The 19,210-nt window shown below is 36.4% G+C and carries 17 protein-coding genes, 1 tRNA gene and 3 pseudogenes; 8 read left to right on the top strand and 13 right to left on the bottom strand.

Annotated elements, in window-relative coordinates; translation table 11 throughout:
• Positions 1–79: 79 nt before the first annotated feature.
• Positions 80–541: pseudogene (locus KQI94_RS11815) on the bottom strand (IS256 family transposase); the annotation flags it as partial.
• A 171-nt stretch (positions 542–712) separates the two neighbouring features.
• Positions 713–961, bottom strand: a pseudogene (locus KQI94_RS11810) (transposase); the annotation flags it as partial.
• Between the two features lie 188 nt (positions 962–1,149).
• Between KQI94_RS11810 and KQI94_RS11805 the strand changes: the two are divergent.
• Positions 1,150–2,467: pseudogene (locus tag KQI94_RS11805) on the top strand (ISL3 family transposase).
• Between the two features lie 187 nt (positions 2,468–2,654).
• Here KQI94_RS11805 and KQI94_RS11800 read toward each other — a convergent pair.
• Positions 2,655–2,727: transfer RNA gene (locus KQI94_RS11800), tRNA-Lys, on the bottom strand.
• A 76-nt stretch (positions 2,728–2,803) separates the two neighbouring features.
• Here KQI94_RS11800 and KQI94_RS11795 point away from each other — a divergent pair.
• Entirely contained in the window at positions 2,804–3,034 is a 231-nt protein-coding gene (locus KQI94_RS11795) for a helix-turn-helix domain-containing protein (protein ID WP_002355366.1), read from the top strand.
• Positions 3,035–3,077: 43 nt separating this feature from the next.
• The gene (locus KQI94_RS11790; protein WP_002355365.1) at positions 3,078–4,247 is read left to right on the top strand and encodes a tyrosine-type recombinase/integrase; all 1,170 of its coding nucleotides are present in this window, start codon (positions 3,078–3,080) and stop codon (positions 4,245–4,247) included.
• Positions 4,248–4,523: 276 nt separating this feature from the next.
• On the opposite strand, the gene KQI94_RS11785 is transcribed toward KQI94_RS11790, so the two are convergent.
• Genes KQI94_RS11785 through KQI94_RS11775 form a run of 3 tightly spaced genes read right to left on the bottom strand, consistent with a single transcriptional unit; the run spans position 4,524 to position 7,288 of the window.
• Positions 4,524–4,661 carry a hypothetical protein gene (locus tag KQI94_RS11785; protein WP_002355364.1) on the bottom strand — a complete coding sequence of 46 codons (138 nt, stop codon included), beginning with the start codon at positions 4,659–4,661 and terminating at the stop codon, positions 4,524–4,526.
• Between the two features lie 6 nt (positions 4,662–4,667).
• Positions 4,668–6,818, bottom strand: a complete 2,151-nt coding sequence (gene feoB / locus KQI94_RS11780) for a ferrous iron transport protein B (protein WP_115357829.1) — start codon at positions 6,816–6,818, stop codon at positions 4,668–4,670.
• Positions 6,815–7,288, bottom strand: coding sequence for a FeoA family protein (locus tag KQI94_RS11775; protein ID WP_002355361.1), 474 nt, complete (start codon positions 7,286–7,288; stop codon positions 6,815–6,817). Before KQI94_RS11775 ends, feoB begins: the two co-directional genes overlap by 4 nt.
• A gap of 513 nt (positions 7,289–7,801) precedes the next feature.
• Between KQI94_RS11775 and KQI94_RS11770 the strand changes: the two genes are divergently transcribed.
• The 4 genes from KQI94_RS11770 (at position 7,802) to nrdF (ending at position 11,711) form a co-directional block, all read left to right on the top strand.
• Entirely contained in the window at positions 7,802–8,026 is a 225-nt protein-coding gene (locus KQI94_RS11770; RefSeq protein ID WP_002355360.1) for a redoxin NrdH, read from the top strand.
• A 1-nt stretch (position 8,027) separates the two neighbouring features.
• Positions 8,028–8,405: a class Ib ribonucleoside-diphosphate reductase assembly flavoprotein NrdI gene (gene nrdI / locus KQI94_RS11765; RefSeq protein ID WP_002355359.1), complete on the top strand. Its 378-nt coding sequence runs from the start codon at positions 8,028–8,030 to the stop codon at positions 8,403–8,405.
• Positions 8,386–10,545 (top strand): class 1b ribonucleoside-diphosphate reductase subunit alpha, encoded by a 2,160-nt coding sequence (gene nrdE / locus KQI94_RS11760; protein WP_002355358.1) that lies wholly within the window; start codon positions 8,386–8,388, stop codon positions 10,543–10,545. Before nrdI ends, nrdE begins: the two co-directional genes overlap by 20 nt.
• Positions 10,546–10,745: 200 nt before the next feature.
• Complete coding sequence (gene nrdF / locus KQI94_RS11755; protein ID WP_002355357.1) at positions 10,746–11,711, top strand: class 1b ribonucleoside-diphosphate reductase subunit beta; 966 nt, start codon at positions 10,746–10,748, stop codon at positions 11,709–11,711.
• Positions 11,712–11,750: 39 nt separating this feature from the next.
• Here nrdF and KQI94_RS11750 read toward each other — a convergent pair whose 3' ends face one another.
• The 7 genes from KQI94_RS11750 to KQI94_RS11720 all read right to left on the bottom strand — a co-directional run bounded on the left by KQI94_RS11750 (position 11,751) and on the right by KQI94_RS11720 (position 18,532).
• Entirely contained in the window at positions 11,751–13,037 is a 1,287-nt protein-coding gene (locus tag KQI94_RS11750; protein ID WP_002381196.1) for a TPM domain-containing protein, read from the bottom strand.
• 44 nt (positions 13,038–13,081) lie between these two features.
• A complete protein-coding gene (locus KQI94_RS11745; protein ID WP_002386098.1) occupies positions 13,082–13,651 on the bottom strand; it encodes a LemA family protein in 570 nt (189 codons plus the stop codon).
• 158 nt (positions 13,652–13,809) lie between these two features.
• On the bottom strand, positions 13,810–14,511 hold the full coding sequence (locus KQI94_RS11740; RefSeq protein ID WP_002355354.1) for an MgtC/SapB family protein: 702 nt from the start codon (positions 14,509–14,511) through the stop codon (positions 13,810–13,812).
• A 95-nt stretch (positions 14,512–14,606) separates the two neighbouring features.
• The gene (gene nagB, locus KQI94_RS11735; RefSeq protein ID WP_002363019.1) at positions 14,607–15,308 is read right to left on the bottom strand and encodes a glucosamine-6-phosphate deaminase; all 702 of its coding nucleotides are present in this window, start codon (positions 15,306–15,308) and stop codon (positions 14,607–14,609) included.
• A gap of 129 nt (positions 15,309–15,437) precedes the next feature.
• Positions 15,438–16,646: an LCP family protein gene (locus tag KQI94_RS11730; protein ID WP_002386097.1), complete on the bottom strand. Its 1,209-nt coding sequence runs from the start codon at positions 16,644–16,646 to the stop codon at positions 15,438–15,440.
• Positions 16,647–16,795: 149 nt separating this feature from the next.
• On the bottom strand, positions 16,796–17,776 hold the full coding sequence (gene dapF / locus KQI94_RS11725) for a diaminopimelate epimerase (RefSeq protein ID WP_002363017.1): 981 nt from the start codon (positions 17,774–17,776) through the stop codon (positions 16,796–16,798).
• A 147-nt stretch (positions 17,777–17,923) separates the two neighbouring features.
• Positions 17,924–18,532: a superoxide dismutase gene (locus KQI94_RS11720; RefSeq protein WP_002361201.1), complete on the bottom strand. Its 609-nt coding sequence runs from the start codon at positions 18,530–18,532 to the stop codon at positions 17,924–17,926.
• 193 nt (positions 18,533–18,725) lie between these two features.
• Between KQI94_RS11720 and KQI94_RS11715 the strand changes: the two genes are divergently transcribed.
• A partial coding sequence (locus KQI94_RS11715; RefSeq protein ID WP_216454436.1) for a DUF1189 domain-containing protein occupies positions 18,726–19,210 on the top strand: 485 nt, incomplete at its 3' end.

The raw sequence follows: 19,210 nt of genomic DNA, 5'->3' as shown, positions 1-19,210 counted from the left end.
GCTACTGCAATTCTTGTTGTACCAACCGGGAGCGTCAATAATTTTGTGTAAATAACTCGTCCTTCTGCAAAATAATGGGTTACTCAGTAAACATTGAAGCTAATGTATCCGTCACTTGTTGGAAGCCTTTATGGCTTCTATTTAAGAATTTTTGATTGTATGTATCAAAGATGGATACTAGGAAACGCTCTAGTGATTCTTCATTTTGAAACTGCTCTTTTCTGCGGCTGTATTTCTTGATTTGTTTATTGAAAGATTCGATTAAATTAGTTGAGTAAATGCTTCGGCGGATACCAGGCGGAAACTCATAAAAAGTCAATAAATCTTGATTTTTTATCAGTGACTGCGTCACTTTAGGATAAGTTTTCTGCCACTTCTCAATCATACTCCCTAAAAAGGTATTTGCCTCTTCCTTTGAGCTAGCTTGATAAACAGCCTTAAAATCATCACAGATTTCTTTTCGATCTTTGACACGTACTTTATGAGCAATATTACGGGAAACGTGAACACAGCAATGTTGGTATTTAGCTTTAGGATAAATCAGTCAAGTCCACAATCTTGTGTAAAAGTTCAACCTCATCAAAAGCACAATGTTTTGCGTTGTGAACCTAACTACCATGCCTTTCTTTCTGAGGAGAGAGGTCAGGAGCAGTAGCGCAGCGACTCTTGATGTCTCTCCTCAGAAAGAAGAGACTCGCACAGGTTCATGGTGCTAAATGTTATTCGAATTAAATTCTAAATATTTTCGTGGAGAAGCCAGCCACTCAGTGTCCTTTTCCATCAAAAGTGTTCCAATTATCCGAGTGATGGAATTGATATTTGGAAAAATCCGAATCACTCGTTCTCTCCGGCGAATCTCTTCGTTCAACCGTTCCAACACATTGGTTGTACGAATCCTTCGGCGGATATTTTCAGGAAAAGACAAAATTTGAATAGCATCTTCAAAGCCGTTTTCTAAAATATGCAATGATTTCGTGCATTATTCACACGAAATCATTGCTTTTTTCTTCTTCCATTTCTAACTGGTTCTATGATATTTGGTGTTGTTACTCTCAAATGAGTAAAGACACCAAGTATTTTTTTATAACAAAAAGACATTTGGTTGTCCTATAATTAAATCGCCAAACCCAATCATAGGAGGATAACCAAATGTCCATAACTAAGAATATCAAATGTACCGATGAAAATACAAGTAAATCCATCAAACAAATCCTGAATATCAAGGATTCTCATATTAGTTTCTCAAAAGATGCCATTAGTAAAGAGAGTATTCATGGCCGGATGGCCAATGTGTTTACCGGCTTACTAACTGGAGAAGCTCCTCGTTGTGAGTATTGTGGGTTTGATTCTGTCATCCGCCATTCTTACCAAGACAGTTGGATTCAGTTGCTTCCCTATCAAGAGGTACCAACCTATCTACACCTGTACAAACAACGTTTTCGCTGCACCCGATGCCGTCATACTTTTTCTGCCAAAACCTATTATGTAGCGGAGAATTGTTACATCTCGCAGGCCTTAAAATTTGCGATTGCCGTGGATTTGAAGAAAAAGATCTCAATGAAAGATATTGCACAGCGATACTTCGTTTCCACAAAAACCGTTGAACGTGTCTTAGACAGCTTCTTTGAGGAGCCTCGTAAAAAGCCTAATTACCTTCCCAAACATCTTCTAATTGATGAATTTAAAGGAACCAGCGATTGTGAAGGTGCCATGTGCTTTATTATCAGCGATGCGGATACTGGCAAAATATTCGATATCTTAGACGACCGACGCAACTTTAAACTACGGGCATACTTCCAACGATTTACCTTAAAAGCCAGAAAACGTGTCACACATATTGTTATGGATATGAATGCCTCTTACGATGCAGTGACTAAGGAAGTCTTTCCAAACGCACGAATCTCAATCGACCGTTTCCACGTCATCCAACAAATTACGCGTGCCTTTAATAAACAACGGATTCAGACAATGAATCAGTTGAAGAAAAGCGATCCACAAGCTCAAAAAGACTACAGAAAGTTGAAAAAGTATTGGCGAACGATCCTGAAGAAAAATGCGAAGTTAAACTACACCTCCTTCAAGCAATTTCCCCTTTTCCATCGGAAATACCTAACAGAATCTGAGGTGCTTGATTACCTATTGTCCATAGATGACCAATTGCGACAAAGCTATGAGGTCTATCAAGAATTGTTAGCTGATTTTGACGCAAAAGATTTCACTGAATTCTTCGACTTGATTGAATCATTGCCACATTCAATGAACGAGGGGTTTAAAAAAGCGATTCGTTACCTGAGAAAGCACAAAGAAGCCATCACAAACTCTTTTAAAATATCCCTATTCAAACGGAAAACTGGAGGGAAAGAACAACCTTATCAAAGTAATCAAAAGAATAGCTTTTGGATTCCGGACTTTCCGTCACCTTCGGATGCGTGTCCTCATCCAGCAAAATATCTGTGAGATCATTTAATAACGCAAAAAAGGAAATGCCGAAGCATTTCCTAAAGTGTGATTTAGTCAAAACAACACCATTTGACAAAGAGCCAGTAAAAAAGCGGGGTACTACAGTCTTTTTTTAAAACAAAAAAATACAGTATACACGTTTTCTAAATGCTAAGCACCAACGTTTACACTGTATTTAAGGGTTTGGCACCCAATGGGCTGTGAGGGGCTCGAACCCGCGACCCGATGATTAAGAGTCATCTGCTCTACCAACTGAGCTAACAGCCCAAATTAATACTTTGTTATTCTAACACCTAAAATAAAAAAGTGCAATACTTATTATCAGAATGTAGGAGTGAATTTTATGGATTTTCAAGATTATGAAAAAATATTTGAAAGTTATCCCTCGATATTGAAAATTACTGATTTAACTAAAATGTTAAATATTGGAAAAAATAAAGCTTATAATTTGCTGAAAGATAAATCAATAGAAAATATAAAAATTGGAGCAAGGTACAAAATACCTAAAAAAGCTGTCATTGAGTATATATTAAAAATACAAGATGAAGGTAAAAATCATGCTATAATAGAATAGTCAAAATTTTTGCCGATATTTCAGTTTAAGAGGAGAGATTGAATTGAAATTAAGAGCAAACATAATTGAGAAAAGAGGAACATTACAAGTAATTGTATCTTATAAAGACTCTAACGGAAAAATTAGACAAAAGTGGAAAGATACAAAATTAAAAAAGAAAGGAAATAAAAAACGAGCAGAAAAAATTAGAGATGAATTTTTACTAGAATTGGAAAGTCAATTAGCTATGGAATGTAAATGTGCTAATCCAGATTTATTGTTTTATGACTATTTGCTTAATTATTTAGAAGTATCAAAAAAACAAGTAGCATTTAACACATATGTTGGGTATAAGCATTATGTCCATAATCGAATTTACAAGTTTTTCTATCCTAAAAAAATTAAACTAAATAGGTTAAAGCCTTATCATTTACAAGATTTTTACCAATATATGTTAAATGATGACTGTACAGCTAATACAGTCATTCATTATCACGCATTTATACGCAAAGCTCTTCAAGAGGCTGTTATTACAGAATTGATAAGTACAAATGTAGCAGATAAAGTAAGAAAGCCAAAAAAGAAACAATTTGTTTCTCAAGTTTATAATCAACACGAGATCTTGAAATTACTTGATATTTTGTCAGAAGAAAAGCTCTATTTGGTAGTTCTTTTAACAGCATTTTATGGATTGCGAAGAAGTGAAGTTTTAGGATTAAAATGGTCTGCTATTGATTTTTTAAACAAAAAAATCATGATAAACCATGTAATCATAGAAAATCCAGAGAATATGTCCCAGTTAATAAAGAAAGATCAAACAAAGAACTCTTCCAGCTATCGTACGTTGCCTTTGGTTGAAACGATTGAACGAGCATTAGTAAATCAAGCTAAATGGCAACAAGATAATCGTATTCTTTTAGGAGAGGATTATATTTTAAAAGATAGTGAGTACGTATTTACTATGGAAGATGGACGGTTGATGAAGCCTCAATATGTAACACATCGCTTGAGTAAGTTGATTAAGAAAAATGGATTGAAAAAAATTCGCTTTCATGACTTGCGTCATTCTAATGCTTCAATAATGTTAGATAGTGGACAGAATATGAAATCCATTCAAGAATGGCTGGGACATGCATCGTATTCGACAACTGCTAATTTATATACACATTTAACTGCAGGAGTAAAAGAGCGTGCAGCAGAAGCATTAGAAAACGCATTTGGGTTTAAAGAATAAAAAACAAAAAAACAATATCTTTGTGGTATCGTTTCTTGTTTTTAGTATTTTTTTCGTTGGCAATTTGTTGCCAGTATGTTGGCAATAAAAAAATTCACAAACTAAAAACCTATTTATAAAGTTTTATAAAGCTTTTTTCACAAGCAGAGCATTTGGTTAAGAGTCAGATGCTCTAACCAACTGAGCTATGCCCCCGTTGTATAAAATGGCTTTTCAGCTACCTCAATATTGTAGCACTCCGCTATTATTTATACAAGAGGGAATTTTTTTCAGTTGTTATTCTTGTGAAGATTGTTCTTTTTTTACAGGACAAGCTGTTTGACAATCTTCACAACTTTCCCCTTTTTTGATTCGTCGATAGGTGATGATTCCTGCTGTCCCAAAAATTAAAATGGATAAAATAATTGTTGCCATCCGTTATTACCCTCTTTCTAAAGAAGTGATTGCTTGGACACTTTCTTTGCCTGGCTTTGGTTTTCTTATAAGGAAATAAAATCCAGCTAAAACAACACCCATCGCTAAAAAAGTCCCCAGAGTTAGTGTGCCTTTTTCGACTAACACATGGCCCAATTGATAAATCACAAAACTAACCATATAAGCCAAACCGCATTGATAACCAATGGCTCCTAATGTCCATTTGAGGTCTCCCATTTCACGACGAATTGCGCCAATTGCAGCAAAACAAGGTGCACATAATAAGTTAAAAGTTAAGAACGAATAGGCCGCGACTGGCGTAAAGGTGTGTTGCAGTGCGCCCCAGACTTCTACCCCGTTTTCAGAAACATCTTTCACATTGCCAAATAAAATGCCTAAGGTACCAATAATATTTTCTTTCGCTATCAATCCTGTAATTGTGGCAACTGCCCCTTGCCAATTACCCCAGCCTAATGGGATAAATAGCACCGCCAACCCTTTACCTAGAAATGCTAGAATACTTTGACTTTCTGGAACGGGTTGAAACGTCACAGAATAATGTGACATGAACCAAATGAGAATACTGGAAACAAAAATAATCGTGCCTGCTTTTTTTACAAATGAGCGACATCGTTCATAGGCATGTCGAACCACACTTCTAAGCTGTGGCAAATGATAGGCGGGAAGTTCCATAATAAATGGTGCTGGATCTCCCGAAAAATGCTTGGTCTTTTTTAAAGCAATCCCTGATAACACAATGGAAGCAACCCCTAAGAAATAAGCAGAGGGCGAGACCCAACTTTGGTTAGGAAAAAATGCACCTGCAATCAGAGCGATAATTGGCAACTTCGCCGAACATGGCATAAAAGTCGTGACCATAATAGTCATTCGCCGATCGCGTTCGTTTTCAATCGTTCGACTAGCCATCACGCCTGGGACCCCACAACCTATCGCAATTAACATTGGAATAAACGACTTACCAGATAGGCCGAATTTCCGAAACAAACGATCCATGACAAAGGCAATCCGTGCCATATAGCCACAATCTTCTAAAAAACCTAAACATAAAAACAGGACGGCCAGTTGTGGTAAAAAACCTAACACAGCCCCAACACCTGCAATGATCCCATCTAAAATTAAACTTTGCATCCATGGTGCTACTTGCCATTGCGCCAACCAATTTCCCACAAATTGAGGAACCCATTCCCCGAAAAAGACATCGTTTAACCAGTCTGTCCCCATTGTACCAACCGTTTGAATAGATAAGTAATAGACCAACCACATCACAAACGCAAAGATTGGCAACGCCAACCACCGATTGGTTACCACTCGGTCAATCTTATCACTGTGAGTAAATGTCATTTCTGTTTTTTTCGTCGCACACAAAGCAATTAATCGAGCAATAAAGGCATAGCGTTCATTGATGATAATCGCTTCACTTTCATCTTGAAAGATTTTTTCAGTAATTTGAATGACTTCTTCAATTTCTTTTTCTTGAAAAGAACTCAATAATAATTGCTCTTTGGTTCGAACATCTCGTTCAAAAAGTTTTAAACTATACCAACGCTGTTGCGTTTCAGGAACAGTATTCCCTAAAATATCAACAATTTCAGCAAGTGCTGCTTCTAAGCGATTATCATAAGAAGGATAAATAACCTCTGTCTCTATGGCATTCGCTCGCTGCTTACTTTGTTTTAAAGCATGATCCAACCCACGATTCTTCAAAGCACTAATCTCAACAACAGGCACGCCTAAGCCATAACTTAACTTTTCACTATTCAATGTTTGGCCGTTTTTTTCCAACAAATCCATCATATTTAACGCACAAACAACCGGTAATCCAGTTTCAATTAATTGTGTTGTTAAATAAAGATTCCGTTCCAAATTGGTCACATCGAGAATATTCAAAATCACTGAAGGTTGGTCCTCCAAAAGATAATCTCGTGCCACAATTTCTTCAGGCGTATAAGGAGAAAGAGAGTAAATCCCTGGCAAATCTTGAATAATGAGTGTCTTATCTTTCTTTGCCACCCCCTCTTTGCGTTCCACAGTCACCCCTGGCCAGTTTCCAACATATTGGTTGGCTCCTGTTAACATATTGAACGTTGTCGTTTTACCGCTATTAGGGTTGCCGGCTAGTGCAATTTGCTGAGTCATTCGCTTTCCTCCTTTTCAACCAAGATTAGTTCCGCTTCACTTTTTCGTAACGTTAGTTCGTAGCCACGTACATTGATTTCAATTGGATCAGCTAAAGGAGCTACTTTGCGAATAAAAATTACTGTTCCTTTTGTTAAGCCCATGTCCATCAACCGACGTTTCACCGCTCCTTGTCCGTGGATCCCTACTATTGTAGCGCGTTCTCCAACTTTCAAGGTATCTAAGGAGACCCAAACTTTCTCATTCGCCGAGCGCTCCTCCACATGAATCGCTTGTAAAATCGTATCTGTCAGCGCAATTCGACTATTATGTAATAAAACAATACCATTTTGATTCTGATAATTGACAAGGACAACTGCTTGGCCTGCAACGACACCTAAATTGTTCAGATGTTTCTTTGTCTGAACATCTGCTTGGACGCTTTCGACTGTATAGACTTTCCCAACTTCTGCCTGCGCTAACGTAATCATTTACTTTCCTCCATGTGAAAAAGTTTCAAACGAAAATGAGAATCGTTCTCAATTAAAAGAATACGCTTGCTTACACGGAAAGTCAATGAATTTCTGGATGTATCTCCTGTTTTCTTCTATTTTCCTTCTATATAGAGACACTTTTTTCAGGTTACCATTTTTGAAAAAAAGTCAGCACTTGTTTTTTATGTTACTAGCTACTGTAAAATTCCAATCATTCAATAACAAATCCGCTTATTTTTTCTTCTTGTGCCTAACTCAAATGTCAACACAATATTTAGTGTTTTTTCACTAAATGTTCTCTTTCAAAATTTTAATTTTTTTGTTTGTCAAACACTGACCAATGTGTTTTTTCTCCCAAAAACGAGGATTCACGTGTTTTCATTTTTCTTTCAAAAACACAAAAACTAGTATTATGAGAAAAACGCACCACAATATATAGTGTTAAAGTGTTGACTTTTTTCTACATAGATTTATACTAGTCTATGTAGAAAAAAAGAGGAGGAACTTTCAATGAACGTAAAAATCTTTTCAAAAAATAACTGTATCCAATGTAAAATGGCGAAACGTTTCCTAAGTGAAAATAACATCGCTTTTGAAGAAATCAATATCGACGCACAACCAGATGCTATCGACTGGTTAAAAGAACAAGGGTTCCAAAGCGTACCGGTAATCACATCTGAAGCAACAACCGTTGTTGGCTTCCGTCCAGACCAATTAAAACAATTGGCTAGCTAAGATGAAACTTGTTTATTTTTCAGTCACCGGTCAAACAAGGCGCTTTATTAAAAAATTGGATTTGCCTGCTTATGAACTTGAGCCAGCGAATCCTTTTTTTGAAATAAATGAGCCTTTTATTCTTGTCATTCCTACCTATGATGCAGAAATTACAGAGGTAGTGAATGACTTTCTTGATTATAAAAGTAATCAAGAACTGTTAGTTGGTGTAGCTGGTGGGGGCAACCGTAATTTTGCTGAATTATTTGTCTATACCGCCAAAGATATTGCCCGCGATTATCACGTTCCGCTTCTATACTCCTTTGAGTTTAGCGGAACAGACGAAGACGTGGAGACCTTTAAGAAAGTAGTGGAAGAAATTGAGTCTAAAAGAAATTAAAGATGTCAGCTATTTCAAACTGAATAACGAGATTAACCGTCCTGTTGATGGTCAAATCCCTTTAAATAAAGATAAAGAAGCACTCGCAGCCTTCTTTAAAGAAAATGTAGAACCGAATACACGTAAATTCAGCTCTGCTGAAGAAAAAATCAACTTTTTAATGAAAGAAGATTTTATTGAAACTGAATTCATCGAAAAATATTCAATGGACTTTATTGAAAAATTATATGCTTTCTTAGATGAACAACATTTCCAATTCAAGTCTTTCATGGCGGCTTATAAATTTTATTCTCAATACGCTTTAAAGAACAACGCCGGAACAGAGTATTTAGAAACATATGAAGATCGTGTTGCCTTTAATGCCTTGTATTTTGCGGATGGCGATGAAGAGTTGGCTTTAACATTGGCGGATGAAATGATCCACCAACGGTATCAACCAGCCACACCTTCTTTCTTAAACGCTGGGCGTAAACGTCGAGGTGAATTGGTTTCTTGTTTCTTAGTTCAAGTAACAGATGATATGAACAGCATTGGGCGTTCAATTAATTCTGCCCTTCAATTATCACGAATCGGCGGTGGCGTAGGAATTACTCTTTCAAACTTACGTGAAGCGGGCGCACCAATCAAAGGTTATGATGGCGCAGCAAGTGGTGTTGTCCCTGTTATGAAATTATTTGAAGATAGCTTTAGCTACTCTAACCAACTAGGTCAACGTCAAGGTGCTGGTGTGGTTTATCTAAACGTCTTCCATCCAGATATTGAAATGTTCTTATCTGCTAAAAAAGAAAACGCTGATGAAAAAATCCGTGTAAAAACGTTGTCTCTTGGTGTTATTGTTCCAGATAAATTTTACGAATTAACGCGTAACAACGAAGATATGTATTTATTTAGTCCTTATAGTGTGGAACGTGAATATGGTGTGCCTTATTCCTATGTAGATATCACAAAAGAATATGATAACCTAGTGGCCAATCCAAACATACGTAAACGTAAAATTAAAGCCCGTGACTTAGAAAATGAAATTTCTAAATTACAACAAGAATCTGGCTATCCTTATATCATCAATATTGATACAGCTAACAAAAACAATCCGATTGATGGCAAGATTATCATGAGTAACTTATGTTCTGAAATTCTTCAAGTTCAAACGCCTTCTGTTATTAATGGGAAACAAGAATATGAAGTTTTAGGAACAGATATTAGTTGTAACTTAGGTTCAACTAACATTGTTAATTTAATGGAAAGTCCTGACTTTGGAAAATCTGTCCGCGCTATGACGCGTGCGTTAACTTTTGTAACAGATGCTTCTGAAATTGATGTCGTGCCAACTATCCAAAATGGAAATCGTTTAAGCCATACAATCGGACTAGGCGCAATGGGCTTACACACCTTCTTCGCTAAAAATCATATGGAATACGGCTCTGAAGAATCATTAGACTTTACAGACATTTATTTCATGTTATTAAATTACTGGACTTTAATGGAAAGTAATCAAATTGCGAAAGAACGTAACCAAGTCTTCCATAATTTTGAAAAATCAGATTATGCTTCTGGTGCTTACTTCGATAAATATATTGAAGGCAACTTTACACCAAAATTTGATAAAGTGAAAGAAATCTTCAAAGACATTCAGATTCCAACGGCTGAAGATTGGGCTGCGTTACGCGATGCTGTGAAAAAAGATGGTCTTTATCATCAAAATCGTTTAGCCGTAGCGCCAAATGGTTCAATTTCATATATTAATGATACTAGTGCCAGCATTCATCCAATTACTCGCATGATTGAAGAACGTCAAGAGAAGAAAATTGGTAAGATTTACTATCCAGCGCCTTATTTAGCTAATGATACAATCCCTTACTATACTTCTGCTTACGACATGGATATGCGCAAAGTGATTGATGTCTACGCAACAGCGCAACAACACGTTGATCAAGGAATGAGTTTAACCTTGTTTATGCGTTCAGAAATCCCTGAAGGCTTGTATGAATGGAAAGAAACACCAAAACAAACAACCCGTGACTTGAACATTTTACGTCATTATGCGTTCAACAAAGGGATTAAATCAATTTACTATATTCGTACATTTACAGATGATGCTGAAGAAATTGGCAGCAATCAATGTGAGTCTTGCGTGATTTAATGAAAAGCACTTAAATAAGGCGTTCTGTTTGAGCGTCTTATTTTTTAGGAATGTTCTCTTTTTAAACAGGACATTTTCAGATATACTGGACAAAGAAGAACGGCTGCACGCTCCTATTTGGACTCTGTAGAACGTTTTAAGCGAAGAAACGAGACAACTAGTCAAACAGACTGCTGTCCCAGCATACAGGAGGAATAACCATGGCAACGTATTATGAAGCAATTAACTGGAACGCCATTGAAGACGTCATTGATAAATCCACTTGGGAAAAATTAACCGAACAATTTTGGTTAGATACACGGATTCCGTTATCCAATGACTTAGATGATTGGCGGACTCTTTCCGATTTAGAAAAAACTACTGTCGGCTACGTTTTCGGCGGTTTAACTTTATTAGATACTGTTCAATCAGAAAGCGGCATGGATCAACTGAGAAATGATGTGCGGACGCCCCATGAAGAAGCCGTCTTAAATAACATCCAATTCATGGAATCTGTCCATGCCAAAAGTTATTCTTCTATCTTCAGTACATTAAATACAAAAAAAGAGATTGATGATATTTTTGAGTGGACAAATACCAACAAACATCTGCAATATAAAGCAGAACGGATTAACGAAATTTATAAAAACGGCACTCCGTTAGAGAAAAAAATTGCTAGTGTATTTTTAGAAACGTTTTTATTCTATTCTGGGTTTTACACTCCTCTTTACTATTTAGGAAACAATAAACTAGCGAACGTCGCTGAAATTATTAAATTGATTATCCGTGATGAATCAGTGCACGGCACGTATATTGGCTATAAATTCCAATTAGGATTTAATGAATTACCAGAAGATGAGCAAGATAAACTAAAAGACTGGATGTATAATTTACTTTACGAATTGTACGAAAACGAAGAACGTTATACAGAAGAATTATATGATGACTTAGGTTGGACCGAAGAAGTAAAAACCTTTTTACGTTACAACGCCAACAAAGCTTTAATGAACTTAGGTATGGATCCCTTATTTGCGGATACAGCCAATGATGTGAACCCGATTGTAATGAATGGTATTTCGACAGGAACTAGCAACCATGACTTCTTCTCCCAAGTAGGAAATGGCTATTTACTAGGAACAGTTGAAGCCATGAAAGATGATGACTATCTTTACGGTTTAGATAAATAGCAAAAAGCTAGAAACGATCAACGTTTCTAGCTTTTTATTTTACCAACTTCCTGAGGCACCGCCACCGCCGAATGAGCCGCCACCGAATGAACCACCACTGCTGCTACCAGAACTACTATGATTAGACGGATTGTATTGTGAGTTTAAATAAGCATACGTCAAAACACTACCATCATAACTATATAAAGTATCTCCTACTAATAAACGCCCAAAAGATTGTTTTTTTGCATTTGGATATATACTTAGTAAAGAACCACGCTTAGTGGCACGTCTTATTTTCCCTTTTGTGGCAAATAACGTTGCTCCATTAAGATATAAACAATAAAAAGAAGTCTTTTTCATCTTATTTAATACTTTCTTTGTCTGTTCTGAGTTATTTAGGACAGCCTTTGTTGGTAAACAATTCAAATAATCTTGATACATTTTTTTAACAAGTTTTCTTGTTCTTAAAATTTGTAAAATATAAACAGCACAAATGAGCATCCCAGCAATACTTGCCATTAAAAGAACATTTCTTTTCGTTGTGTTAGTGTTTAACTCTGTTTGTATATTTGTTAATTCATTATCCACTTGTGCGGTTTTTGAATTGATTGCAGCCGATACTTGATCAATAATTTTATTGAGACCTGTATTATAATCCTCGTCTCTAAAAGCCTCTTTTACTTCTTCATTATTAATAATATCATCCGCATAGCTATCCGTTAAAATACTCTCTAAGCCATATCCAACTTCCAAGCGAGACTCGCGATCCTCAATTGCCATTAGAAAAACCACACCATTATTTTTTTCACGATCCCCTACACCTAATTGATTAGCAATCTTATTGCTGTAAGATTCAACAGATTCCCCACTAGGTAACGCAGGAACGGTAATAAGCATAAATTGTGCGCCATTCGCATTTTCCAACAATTGTTGATTCAATTGAAACATTTTCTGTTTAAGTTGATTTGAGACAATACCTGCATTATCTGAAACATAGATATTAGCATCATTAATGTTCAACTGCCCATTCGTTCCAGTAATTGTCACTAATTCATTTTCACCAGTTATTTCTTGTTTAGAAAAGTTATTTATTGTTGTCTGGGTTGACGCTTCAGTCATTTTCCCTGCTAAAATATCGTCTCTCTTTTTTTGTAAGGCATGTTGCTTCTCTCTCAGTGCAGTTTGTTTTGCTTCATAAGAGATTCCCTTTCCTTCATACCAAGCAGCCATTCCTAATATTAAAATCATACTTAAACTAATTACCACAACAATCGTTGTATTCCGCTGATGCTTTTTATAAAACAAACGAACTTTTTCTTGAATTTTTTCGACTTTTTTATCCAACCTTCCTCACTTCTTTCTTTTAACCCAAATTTTCTACAAATTTTTTATTTAAATTCCACTTGTGGTACTTCTTTTCCCTGCTCTGTCGCAACATAGTTAGTTTTCTTCTCAAATCCTAAAAGTTTTGCAATTATTTTATCAGGGAATTTTGAAATCTGTTGGTTATATGTTTCAACAGCTTGTATATAGTTACGGCGTTCAACAGAAATTCGATTTTCAGATCCTTCTAATTGAGTCATTAAGGTTTTGACATTTTCAGAAGAAGCTAACTTTGGGTAATCTTCATTCAATACTGTAACAAAATTACCTAATCCTTTTTCAATTTGCTCATTTGCTTGCCCTTTTTCAGAAGAAGATTTTGCTCCTGCGTATGCTTTACGTGCTTCCGTTATTTCTTTTAAAACTTCTTTTTCTTGAGTCATACTGCCTTGAACACTACTGACAAGATTAGGAATTAAATCAGCACGTCTTTGCATTACATTCTCTACTTGTGACCATTCTGCTTCGACTTTATTATCTAAAGTAATCAATTGATTATAAGCTTTCATCACAAATGCACCAATAATCACAACGACAACAACAATAATACTAAGAAATTTATTTTTTTTATTCATCTTACTTATCACCTTTCTTTCTAACTCGTAATACAATCATAACTCTTTTGTAATCTTTTTGAAATATTAAACTTAAAAAATCAGTCCTAGGTCCTAGAAGAAAACCGCCATAAGCATTTTAACTTATAGCGGTTGTCATTAATTATAAATAGATGTTTCTACACATTAATCAATCGTAATTTTGTTACATTATTTGAAACAGATAGATCTTCGATAACATCGGCATACGTTAGGCCTTTAGGCAAATCAATAGTATAGATATTCGTATAGATTTTTGTATCATCTACCCAAGAAACATTGAAATTCACATCATAAATTTCAATATGTTTTTCTTCAAAATACTGATTAATAAATTCTTTGGTTTCTTGTTTATGTTGATAGCGAATTTCTAATTTTTTGATTGTTGGTACGTGAATAATTCGTTTGACAATGGTTAAGGCAAATAATACACCGATAAAACTTGTTAAGGCAATCGTATAGTAGCCCATGCCCACCGCGATCCCTAAACCAGCAACGGTCCATAGTGACGCTGCTGTCGTCAATCCGGTGACACTTTGTTTCGTTACAATGATGGTTCCAGCACCTAAAAAGCCGATTCCACTTACAACTTGTGCGATCAACCTTGCTTGATCTGAACGAATGACCCCCGTCAAAGCCGGATTAGCTAACGCATCTTTCAATGCATTGATTGCAATTTGCGACTGAATTAACGCAATAATAGCCGCGCCCATACAAACTAAAATGTGAGTGCGCATCCCTGCTGGGCGATTCTTATATTGTCTTTCAAAACCAATTGCGCCACCCATCACCATCGCTAGGACTAACCGTAAAATAATTTCTGGAATTGTTAGCTGTAACATCCTTTTCACCTCTTCTTCTATTACTTCCAGTATAACAAAAAAAGAACTTGAAACATAAGGAAATCCTTATGTTTCAAGTTCTTTTTCATCAACGATTATAATTTACTTGCAGCTGCATCATCAATGATTATAACAACATCTTGATGGTTTTGTAATGCACTTGCTGGCATGTCTGTTGTTACTGGTCCGTCAATCATTCCTTTAATGGCCTCTGCTTTTGCTTCGCCATAAGCCATTAAAATCATTTTTTTACCTTTCATGATTGAGCCAATCCCCATAGAAACAGCACGTGTTGGGACATCTTCTACTTTGTCAAAATAACGTTTGTTTGCGTTGATTGTTGATTCAGTCAACTCAACGACATGTGTTAAGCTATCTAGAGGTGTGCCTGGTTCGTTGAAACCAATGTGTCCATTTTGACCAATACCTAAGATTTGGATATCTACTGGATGTGCATCGATAATTTTTTCATATTCTGCGGAAGCAGCATCTAAATCTTCTGCTTTACCATTTGGTACAAATGTTTCTTTAAATGGTTTTTTGTCAAATAAGTGTTTGTTCATGAAATAACGGTAACTTTGCTCATCTTCGCCACCTAAACCAACATATTCATCTAAGTTTACAGAAGTCATTTCTGTAAAGTCGACATCACTTGCTGTCATTTCTTTATATAATGTTTCTGGTGTACTACCTGTTGCTAAGCCTAAAACTTTCGCACCATTGTTCATACCTTCTTTAATTAATTCAAACGCTTTTTTGCCGCCTTCTTCTGCATTTGCTACACGGATAATTTGCATTTTGACACGCTCCTTACGGTTTATTTTGGTATAGTCCAATTATAACACCTTCTGAAAAAAATTTCTAGAATAAAAGAAAAAAACTTCTATTTCCATCAGAAATAGAAGTTTTCGAGCTTGTTTAACAGATTAATATTGTGGTGCGTCGGGATCCACATACGTATTTGGATCAGCATAAGCGTTTGGATCTGTGTACGTATTTGGGTCAACGTACGTATTCGGATCATAGGCTCCTTCTGCTGCTTGTTGCGTATTGCCGTTGTATTCTGTTTGTCCGGCTGTGGTGTCCGCTGTGCTACTCGAACTAGTAGAGCTATTGACACTTGAATCACCAGATTCACCAATCAGTGCAGTATCTGTAACAGCATAGCTAAACTGATTATAAAAGGCTAAATCTTTTTCACGTTCAGAAGCATGTTCTTTTAAACCAAGTTGTTTTCTAAGTGTTGTTTGTGTTTTGTATAAACTATTTGGATCTAGGACTTGATAATAAATATCATCAATAGTTGCACTGTATCCTTGTAATTGTTCAGAGTCAATTGTTTTAAAGGCAGACAAATATTTTGATTGGATGTCCATCATGTCATCCCAAGTTAAGTCTGTTTTTACATTGGCTTCAACAGCATCAAGAATTTTTCGATATTTTGAAACACCGTCAAAACTCATGACTTTGCGCACAATTTTCTCAACAACTTCTCGTTGGCGGCGTTGACGACCCACATCTCCTTCAGGATCTTCGTGACGCATCCGCGCATAAGCCAAACCTGTCGTGCCATCTAACTTGATTTTACCTGCTGGAACAGTAATACCGTCCAACGTAAATTCACCAATCGTATTATCTACTTCAATACCGCCTACCGCATCAATCAGGTCTTTTAACCCTTTCATATTGATGGATACATAATGATGGATGGGAATATCCAGTAATTCTTGGACTGTATTAATCGCCATTTCGGCGCCACCAAATGCATAGGCATGGTTCAATTTGTCTTGTGTGTCATTTCCAACAATATCTGTTAGAATATCTCTATCCAAACTGATCATTGTGGACTTGTTTTCTTTCGGGTTGATGGTTACAACCATTGTAGTATCTGAACGACCTTGTTCTGTTCGGCCTAAATCGCCTGTGTCAATCCCCATTAAAAGAACAGAGAATGGTTCTTGCGCATCAATATTAGCCGTGGCTCCTTTATTGGACTTACGGTTAACTGATTGATAGATCCCATTAATTGTTGAATTGGCATCTGAATACATCTTAATCCCGTAAGCACATACCCCAGCTACTACCACTAGCAAGACGCTCAAGAAGCCCAGTACTACTTTTTTCCATAGTTTCATAAGACACTTCCTCGTTTATCTAAGAATAATTCTTAATTCATGCCCTTTATTTTCTCATAGTTTGCTTATTCAAGCAATATTTTTTATTTTTTGGAACAAGAACTTAACACAATTGTAAAATAAAAGAGCGCTTTATCAAGGAACAATTGTTATTTTTGAGAAAGTGTTTGCAGAAATTCTTGATAATGTTTCTGTTCATTCGTTTCAGTGATAGTTATTTTCTCAAATGCACCATTTAGTAAATCAGTCAGTGATCCTTCAATCAAATGCGTAATCGTGGCATTCCCAATTAATTCCATCCAATAACTGTCATCAGACGTTTCGTGGACGACTGTTTTCACCATACCTCCAGCATTTTTGACGGTTATTTCTTCATAAAAAACACCATCTTTCAATAACGTATAAAGTAAACTACTTGCGCACATAGCTGTCCCACAAGCACTTGTAAAACCTACACCACGTTCATACGTTCGAACAAATAGTTGATTTTTGCCAAGAATTTCAACAAAACTCACATTTATCCCTTCTGGAAAATACGGATTTTCATTATTTACATAGGTAGCGATTCGTTCAAATTCTGGACCATTTAAGGTTTCGTGATCCACAAATGCTACAAGGTGCGGATTAGGCACTGCTACCGCTGTAAAGCGAATGGTGTTAGATAAGGCTGGTACGATTTCATCAATTAATGTTTGGACCCCTAAATGCATTGGGATAGTGACTGCTTCAAAACTTACTGGCGAAATTTCCACTTGGTAAGTCGCTACTTCTTCAGCTAAACTGGGGGCTTGACGTACTTTCAAATCTGCAAACATTGTTTCAACTGTAAATGATTTTTCTTGGTTTTTTTCAGCTAAATAACGGGCAACCGTACGCAAGCCGTTCCCGCACATGCTTGCTTCACTACCATCGCTGTTAATCACTCGCATTCTAGCATTGGACGTGCCGTGAGTCCCTTCTCCTACCAAAAGTAACCCATCTGCTCCCGCCAATAATCCTGTTTCCCGCGAACATAACTGGATGCGTAATTGCTCAATTTCCTCAGCGGTTAAAGAACGCTCAAACTGTGTTTCATCCAATAAAAAGAAATCATTTTCTGACCCGTGTACTTTTTGCATCATAACATTCATTTTTTTAGCTCCTTCTTTATGTATCCGTTATCTTTCCCTACTTACTTTAGTATGCCATAAACGAACAACTATTTCGACCCTGGATTTGTAAAAGGAAAGAGTCAAATGACAGCCGTCATTTGACTCTTTCCTTCACAATTGGCAAACTTATTTTGCTGCTGCAAAAAGTTCGTTTACTTTATCCCAGTTAACAACGTTCCAGAATGCTTCAATGTAATCTGGACGAACGTTTTTATATTTTAAGTAATACGCATGTTCCCAAACGTCAAGACCTAAAACAGGTGTTTGGCCATCCATTAATGGTGAATCTTGGTTTGGTGTTGAAGTGATTTCTAATTTACCGTTATTCACAACTAACCAAGCCCAACCTGAACCAAATCGGCCAGTTGCAGCTGTTTTGAAAGCAGCTTTCATTTCATCAAAGCTACCAAATGTTTCATCGATTGCTTCTTTAATAGCGCCAGTTGGTTGTCCACCAGCATTTGGTGCCATAATTTCCCAGAAGAATGTATGGTTTGCGTGACCGCCACCATTGTTACGAACGGCTGTACGGATATCTTCAGGAATAGCATTCATATCTGAAATTAGGTCTTCTACAGATTTTTCGCCTAATTCTGGATGTTTTTCAATCGCTGCGTTTAAGTTAGTCACATAAGTGTTGTGGTGTTTATCATGGTGTAAGTGCATTGTTTCCACGTCAATGTAAGGTTCTAATGCATCATAAGCATATGGTAATTCTGGTAATGTGTAAGTCATTTTTTAAATCCCCCTATTTTTTAGTATGTAACATACGTCTTTCATACAACTATTATGATAACAGAGTGAACCGCTTTCTACAAAATAGTTTGCTTGCCAAAAGAAAAGTTTTACAAAAGAGGGAGATTACCTTGTGTTTCCCTCATAAATTCGCTAGAATGACCTGTAGAAGAACGATGTGAGGAGTAAATAAATGAATACATTGCAATTATTTAAGCAGGCCTTTTTTTCAGTTTCAGAATTACGGCATGCGAAAAAAATGGCGTTTTGGAAAGTAATTCTCTATGCTGTTTTTTTAAGTGCTATTTTAGCACTACCTATTACCAAACAAGTCTTTTCTGTGCTACAAGAGGTGCAACAAGATGGCCAAAAAATTGCAGAAAAGTTGCCTGACTTTTCTATTGAAAATGGCACGTTGCAAACAAAGGCCAAAGAATCTGGTTTTATTTATCAAACCGACTCGATTATTTTTACGTTTGATCCAGATGGAAAGCGTACAGCCGCTGATGTCCAAAAGGATTTAATTGGTAATGCGTTTGGTTTGGCTTTTTTACAAGATGAATTTGTAGTCGCCTTACCAAATTCAGGCGCAACTGAATCAATTCTAGGCACCGACCAATTTATCTTCCCCTATAGTAAAGGAACCTTAGATGGCGTTAACGCTCAGAGTATCAAGAC

It is taken from the genome of Enterococcus sp. S183_ASV_20 (genome assembly GCF_018919685.1).
Classification (GTDB): Bacteria; Bacillota; Bacilli; order Lactobacillales; family Enterococcaceae; genus Enterococcus; species Enterococcus faecalis.
This window is presented reverse-complemented; position numbering and strand designations above follow the sequence as displayed.

Coding starts and splice junctions, on each gene's coding strand:
- KQI94_RS11775 (WP_002355361.1), bottom strand. CDS start 7,288: ATGATTACGTTAGCGCAGGCAGAAGTTGGGAAAGTCTATACAGTCGAA.
- KQI94_RS11785 (WP_002355364.1), bottom strand. CDS start 4,661: ATGGCAACAATTATTTTATCCATTTTAATTTTTGGGACAGCAGGAATC.
- dapF (WP_002363017.1), bottom strand. CDS start 17,776: ATGAATGTTATGATGCAAAAAGTACACGGGTCAGAAAATGATTTCTTT.
- KQI94_RS11720 (WP_002361201.1), bottom strand. CDS start 18,532: ATGACTTACACATTACCAGAATTACCATATGCTTATGATGCATTAGAA.
- KQI94_RS11795 (WP_002355366.1), top strand. CDS start 2,804: ATGGATTTTCAAGATTATGAAAAAATATTTGAAAGTTATCCCTCGATA.
- nrdI (WP_002355359.1), top strand. CDS start 8,028: ATGAAACTTGTTTATTTTTCAGTCACCGGTCAAACAAGGCGCTTTATT.
- KQI94_RS11745 (WP_002386098.1), bottom strand. CDS start 13,651: ATGAATAAAAAAAATAAATTTCTTAGTATTATTGTTGTTGTCGTTGTG.
- KQI94_RS11730 (WP_002386097.1), bottom strand. CDS start 16,646: ATGAAACTATGGAAAAAAGTAGTACTGGGCTTCTTGAGCGTCTTGCTA.
- KQI94_RS11770 (WP_002355360.1), top strand. CDS start 7,802: ATGAACGTAAAAATCTTTTCAAAAAATAACTGTATCCAATGTAAAATG.
- KQI94_RS11740 (WP_002355354.1), bottom strand. CDS start 14,511: ATGTTACAGCTAACAATTCCAGAAATTATTTTACGGTTAGTCCTAGCG.
- nagB (WP_002363019.1), bottom strand. CDS start 15,308: ATGCAAATTATCCGTGTAGCAAATGCAGAAGAAGGCGGCAAAAAAGCG.
- nrdF (WP_002355357.1), top strand. CDS start 10,746: ATGGCAACGTATTATGAAGCAATTAACTGGAACGCCATTGAAGACGTC.
- feoB (WP_115357829.1), bottom strand. CDS start 6,818: ATGACTCAGCAAATTGCACTAGCCGGCAACCCTAATAGCGGTAAAACG.